The following is a 2,027-nucleotide window of genomic DNA, read 5'->3' as shown; positions in this document are numbered from 1 at the left end:
GGCTGGAAGTGCTGCCTGCTGATGTGCGGGTAGTACGCGACTGGGACGGCCCGCAGCCCGCCCACCTGAAGGACTGCAAGCGTGGTCAGGTGCAGATGTTCTCGGCCAAGTCGGCCAGCCGGTTGACCCGCATCGCCCGGAACGCCTCGCCCGCCCTGGTGTCTCAGTTCTGCCTGACGTACCACCAGGCCAACCCGGACGGCGTGACCGCAAAGAAACACCTCGACGCCTGGCTGAAGGCGCTGAAGCGTGCTGCGCCTGGTGTCGGCTACCTGTGGATTCTCGAATTCCAGAGTCGGGGCGTTCCGCACTTCCACGTCTGGCTGACGGAACCGTTCACGGAGGCGCTCTGGAAGGTCATGGGGGCCGCCTGGAACCGGATAGCGGAACCGGATAGCCCAGAGCATCTCTGGTGGCATACAGAGGAACGCAGGGGCCGGGACGGCAAGCTGCAACGGTCGTTCCTGAACTGGGACATGAAGGGCGCGGGGTATCTCCGGAAGTACATGAGCAAAGAGGCGCAGAAATGCGTGCCTGACGGGTTCGGCTGGGTTGGTCGGTTCTGGGGGGCTTCGCGCGGGTTGGTCCCGGACCCTGTGACCATCGAGGCGGAGGACCTGACCGCGCCCATCGAGGACGTGACTCGTACCATCTCCAAGTGGGTTGAGGCCCGTCGGCGGCGTGGTGCTGCTGTTGCCCGGAAGATCGCGGCTCAGAAGGGCCGGGAGGCCAAGAAGATCAAGCTCCGTCGTACTGCTCGCGCCTTGGAGACTTCGGGCTGGTTGAACAATGCGGCCCCGGCTCTGATGCAGATTCTCGACCGGCTCGATCCGCTGGTTCCTGGCGGATAAGGGCACGCGTGCGCGGCCCGTCCGTGCGCGCGTGCGCGTAGCTGTCTGGAACAGTGAGAATACCTGTCATATGCGTTTCACGTGAAACATGTATGACAGGTTACGTTGCTTCACGTGAAACATGTGTGATCGATATTGTATGGTTGGTGGATGGAAAGAGAATCCGCGTTTGGGACGGTAGAAAATGATTCCTCCGAGTTCGTGTCTGATGATGTGATCGAGGGAACCGGCTACATGTGTACCGGCTGCGCGATGCCTGTGGAATCGGGACCTGTTTCCGACTGCTGCGGCTTGCCGGTTGTGGATTCGGACTGATGCCGGTTTCCTCCACCAATAAACACATGGGCGGTCGCGGTCTGAAGGCCGGACAGAATAAGTACGAACGATTCACCGCCAGCGTCCCGCCTTACGTCCTGGCGGCGCTCGATAAGTACGCGGAGGCCAAGGGGCTGAACCGCTCGGAAGCACTCGCGGAGATGGTCACCCGCCACGAAAAGATGTGGCCCACACGGGAAAAATAGCTGTCATATAGGTTTTAAACCACATTCCAGAGCGAGGCCCGGAGCTGACCCCCACCTGTCAACAGGGGTGGGCCACTTGCTTGGCCTGGAATGGGAGGGGCCCGCAGTGACATCTTTAGACAGGCCGGGAGGGAGGGGGGCCACTGCACCTTCATTCCGTCGCTTCGTCCTCGTCGCCTCTCCCCCTCCCTTTCGGGCTGCCCGCAGGGTGCCGCTGTGAGGTGGGGCCTATTCCGGGCTGGCCTGTTCTCCTGGGGGCGCTCGACCAGACCAGCCGGCAGCAGGCGGCATGTCCTGGTTGTTCCCGGAGGGGCTGTTTGAAAGTCAGTCCGGCGACCGGGCGCGGCTTTGCCGCGAGACGTGTTCCTGGTCCTGCCCGCCTTCATCAGTGTTGATCTCGGGATGCGTTCCGGGCGGGGCCTCGTACTCTGCCGCGCCCCCGGCGGTTCGATACCCCCGCCGCTGTCTATACCTTTCATACCGGTTTATTTTTGCCGTGCTGGACGTGATTTCCTGACAGGCCCCTTTTCCCCCTTGGTAAGATGCGAAATATGCTTCACCCTGGGCTGGTACACTCTGGCCACTTCCCTTTGGTAGCCCCCCGGAGACCCGACGAATAATTGGCCGATGGCCCCCTGAGACCGGCAGGGATTGC

The 2,027-nt window shown here is 62.2% G+C and carries 2 protein-coding genes; both read left to right on the top strand.

What is annotated here, in order from left to right:
- Nucleotides 1-851: rolling circle replication-associated protein (locus IEY70_RS20755; RefSeq protein ID WP_229778138.1), on the top strand; the 851-nt coding region annotated here is incomplete at its 5' end.
- 236 nt (nt 852-1,087) lie between these two features.
- Nucleotides 1,088-1,372 (top strand): CopG family ribbon-helix-helix protein, encoded by a 285-nt coding sequence (locus tag IEY70_RS20750; RefSeq protein ID WP_189066929.1) that lies wholly within the window; start codon nt 1,088-1,090, stop codon nt 1,370-1,372.
- Nucleotides 1,373-2,027 lie beyond the last annotated feature (655 nt).

Source organism: Deinococcus seoulensis (genome assembly GCF_014648115.1).
Taxonomy (GTDB): Bacteria; Deinococcota; Deinococci; order Deinococcales; family Deinococcaceae; genus Deinococcus; species Deinococcus seoulensis.
This window is presented reverse-complemented; position numbering and strand designations above follow the sequence as displayed.